The following is a 3,690-nucleotide window of genomic DNA, read 5'->3' on the forward strand; positions in this document are numbered from 1 at the left end:
TGGTGAGTTTATTTACGGACTGATTACCGAGATTCACTCACAACGAATCGCACCAATCAATATTATCTTGCCATCTTGACGACGCATAAGATTTTCCGGCTTGATATCTCGGTGGATAATATTTTGCCTGTGAACAACTGTTAGAATTTCTAAAATCTCTCGCAAAAGTTGAGTGACTTCCTGTTCACTCCACCTCTTACCAGCTATAACTTCACTACTTAAATCATTTCCTTCAATATATTCCTGCACCAGATAGAATTCACCATTTTCCTCAAAGTGAGCAAACAGCCTAGGAATCTGGTTGTTTTCACAACCTAATTTATATAAAACCTGTGCTTCACTTTCAAACAGTCGTCTAGCTATTTGTAAAACAGCTGGGTTCGGGTCTTTTGGTTTAAGATGTTTGACAACACACAATGGATGTCCAGGTAAATCCAAATTTTCTGCCAGATAAGTATCACCAAAACCACCATTTCCTAGCAGTCTGACAATTTTGTAGCAATTACGGAGAACTGTACCCACAAACATCAGGTTTTTTCAATACGCGATGGTCTTATTTTGCCAAATTGCTTACTGAACAAGCTAGCGAGCAATAAAAGTGTACATTTTCTTGCCGAGCTTGGGAACCTCACCCTGCCCTGTCGGGCATCCCTCTCCTTATAAAGGAGACTTGGGAACCTCACCCTGCCCTGTCGGGCATCCCTCTCCTTATAAAGGAGAGGGAAAGTGCGATACATGGGTATAGTGAAAGTGGATGCTACTTTGAGATCATTTCTCGTTCCTTGCCTAGTTTGGGAACCTCACCCTGCCCTGTCGGGCATCCCTCTCCTTATAAAGGAGAGGGAAAGATTTTAGCGCAGCTAAAAGCGAGGGTGAGGTTCCTTCTAATATCAGGTAATCACAGTTGGCTTATCCATTCCAGTCAACTTATGAATCTGGGCAATATCGTCTGCAATCGTGATCAGTTCCGCCAATGCTTCTTGTGGATCAAGATTCTGCTTTGCTGGGTCGGGTTCGTAGCTTTCTAAATACAACCTGAATGTTGCGCCTTGTGTACCTGTACCTGATAGCCGGAAGACAATGCGCGAACCATCGGTGAAGCCAATGCGAACACCTTGCTTTTGACTAACGCTACCATCAATTGGGTCGGTATAGCTGAAATCGTCAGCATACTCAACTTCATAGGAACCATAGCGCTTTCCTTTGAGTGTTGGCAGCATAGCACGCACACTTGTTATGAGAGTATTGGCGCGATCGCTATCAACTTCTTCATAATCATGACGCGAGTAATAATTACGCCCGTAGGTTTGCCAATGTTCTGTGACAATCTGCTCTACTGATTGTTGCCGCACTGCTAGAATATTCAGCCAGAACAACACTGCCCAAAGTCCATCTTTTTCGCGGATATGGTTGGAACCTGTGCCAAAACTCTCCTCACCGCAAAGGGTTGCTCTATCTGCATCTAACAGATTACCAAAGAACTTCCAGCCTGTGGGAGTTTCATAACATTCAATACCGAGTTGTTTTGCCACACGGTCTGGTGCTTGACTCGTAGGCATTGAGCGGGCGATACCTGCTAAACCAGAGCTATAGCCAGGAACCAATTTCGCATTTGCTGCTAATATAGCTAAGCTATCGCTAGGAGTGACGAAGAATTGGCGTCCGAGAATCATGTTGCGATCGCCATCTCCATCGGAAGCAGCACCAAAGTCAGGCGCATTGTTCCCAAACAGAATTTCCACTAAATCATGAGCATAAACAAGGTTGGGGTCAGGATGTCCACCGCCAAAGTCTTCTAGGGGTTTACCATTCGTCACAGTTCCCGACGGTGCGCCCAGACGTTCCTCAAAAATATTATGAGCATAGGGACCCGTCACAGCATGCAAAGAGTCAACACACATACGGAACTGTCCATTGGTCACCAGTTGGCGGATGCGGTCAAAATCAAACAGCGACTGCATCAATTCTGCATAGTCTGCGACAGAATCAATCACCTCCACCGGCATATCGCCTATTTTGACCTCTCCTAAAGTATCAAGATTAACATCAAGAGCCTCAACAATTTTGTAGCTATTAATCTCTTTACTACGATTATAAATGGCTTCCGTGACTTTTTCTGGAGCCGGTCCACCATTGCTAATATTGTACTTTATACCAAAGTCTCCATCTGGTCCACCAGGATTATGACTGGCAGAGAGGATTATACCACCAAATGTGTCATACTTGCGAATAATAGCAGAGGTAGCCGGGGTAGAAAGAATACCGCCTTGACCGACGAGCACTCGCCCAAAGCCATTAGCGGCTGCCATTTTCAGGATAATTTGAATTGCTTGACGATTGTAGTAACGACCATCGCCTCCTACAACCAAAGTTTTGCCTTGATATCCTTCCAGGCTATCAAAGATCGACTGCACAAAGTTTTCCAAGTAATGAGGCTTCTGGAAGACTGAGACTTTCTTTCTGAGTCCAGAAGTACCTGGTTTTTGGTCGGTAAACGGTTGGGTTTGTATAGTTTTGCTAACCATCGCGATATTTGAGGCAGAGTTAACAACAAGAATTGCTTGATAGTCCTAACACTACTTAAGCAGATGTTGCTGCAACAACCTCCAGCTGAATTTTAATTTCCTTCTTCTGGTTGAATCTCTTGTAGCTTGAATCTTACTTAAGCTAGGTTCCGCAAAAGTGTCAACTAGCGATATGTTTAGGTATCTCGCCTAATAAAGAGATTTACAATGGCTAATAATAAATTTTTCCTGTCTTCTCTTCCTATTTTCCAGGCAAAAGGGATACAGAAGTTATTCACCACAGCGATATTGGTGTTTGCTGTAGGTTCCCCGTCTTTATCTGTTCAAGCAGCTCAGTTAAATGAGAACCATTTCAACAATGGTTCTGGACAGCAAAGTTCAGAACCAGAGATAAACACAGTTGGAGAGCAACCCTTAGTAGTTGCTCAAAGATACAACAGACGACCCCGAGTTCGCAGAAGAATCATAATAGGACCTCGTCGGCGATATCGTGTTCGACCAATTCGGCGATCGCGTGTTCAACGAGTGTATCGACCAGTTCGGCGATACAACAGATATGGAGGTCAACGGGTGTACGTACGTTGACACTCTCACGGGTTTATGTTTTTATAGCCGGGGTTTAAATCTCCGGCTATCTTACAATTTTTAATTTTGTTAGCGCAGCGGGACGCAGTCCCGGATTGAATTCCAAGGGAGCGGTATTAGGCTTCACGCACCCATTCCAATGAAGGCTTCCGCTGCGATTTTACACAATCCTGTAAATATAAATTAATCAAGCTTTGGTAAGAAATCCCTGTTTCCTCAGCTAAACCCTTAAAGTAGTCAACAACATTCTCTTCCAGCCGAATTGTGACTTGCTTCTTAAGCTTCTTGATATAAGGGTTCTTCACAGATTGGGAGAAATCATACTCATCTTTCATAAAAGAAAACTCTGATATTGTTGTTGCTCTGCCTTCTTTGCCCTACGAGCCGAAAAGATCCGAATGGTTTGTTCATCTTCTTTGTATACATGGCAAACCACTAATAATGTATATCATAATCAAGTTGCGATACGCGCAGCGTCAAGCGTTCGACTGAGCGCTCCATCTTCTCAAACAAAAAAGGCCTAATACCGTTTCACTTTAAGGTTGATACAAATAGGCAGCAGAGGAGCAGAGGAGCAGAG

3 protein-coding genes and 1 pseudogene are annotated in these 3,690 nt (G+C 43.8%); 1 reads left to right on the forward strand and 3 read right to left on the reverse strand.

Translation table 11 applies throughout. From position 1 onward, the window contains the following. Nucleotides 1-54: 54 nt before the first annotated feature. Nucleotides 55-528 (reverse strand): annotated as a pseudogene (locus AC5JM2_RS15420) (protein kinase domain-containing protein); the annotation flags it as partial. A 362-nt stretch (nt 529-890) separates the two neighbouring features. Further along, a complete protein-coding gene (locus tag AC5JM2_RS15425) occupies nt 891-2,525 on the reverse strand; it encodes an alpha-D-glucose phosphate-specific phosphoglucomutase (protein ID WP_495835755.1) in 1,635 nt (544 codons plus the stop codon). A 207-nt stretch (nt 2,526-2,732) separates the two neighbouring features. Between AC5JM2_RS15425 and AC5JM2_RS15430 the strand changes: the two genes are divergently transcribed. After that, entirely contained in the window at nt 2,733-3,110 is a 378-nt protein-coding gene (locus tag AC5JM2_RS15430) for a hypothetical protein (RefSeq protein ID WP_495835756.1), read from the forward strand. Between the two features lie 116 nt (nt 3,111-3,226). Here the strand turns inward: AC5JM2_RS15430 and AC5JM2_RS15435 are convergent, their stop codons facing one another. Beyond that, the gene (locus AC5JM2_RS15435) at nt 3,227-3,445 is read right to left on the reverse strand and encodes a CopG family antitoxin (protein ID WP_495835757.1); all 219 of its coding nucleotides are present in this window, start codon (nt 3,443-3,445) and stop codon (nt 3,227-3,229) included. Between the last annotated feature and the right edge of the window lie 245 nt (nt 3,446-3,690).

It is taken from the genome of Brasilonema angustatum, from assembly GCF_059505445.1.

Excerpts from the sequence above, each read along its gene's own strand:
- AC5JM2_RS15435 (WP_495835757.1), bottom strand. The coding sequence starts at position 3,445 with ATGAAAGATGAGTATGATTTCTCCCAATCTGTGAAGAACCCTTATATC.
- AC5JM2_RS15430 (WP_495835756.1), top strand. The coding sequence starts at position 2,733 with ATGGCTAATAATAAATTTTTCCTGTCTTCTCTTCCTATTTTCCAGGCA.
- AC5JM2_RS15425 (WP_495835755.1), bottom strand. The coding sequence starts at position 2,525 with ATGGTTAGCAAAACTATACAAACCCAACCGTTTACCGACCAAAAACCA.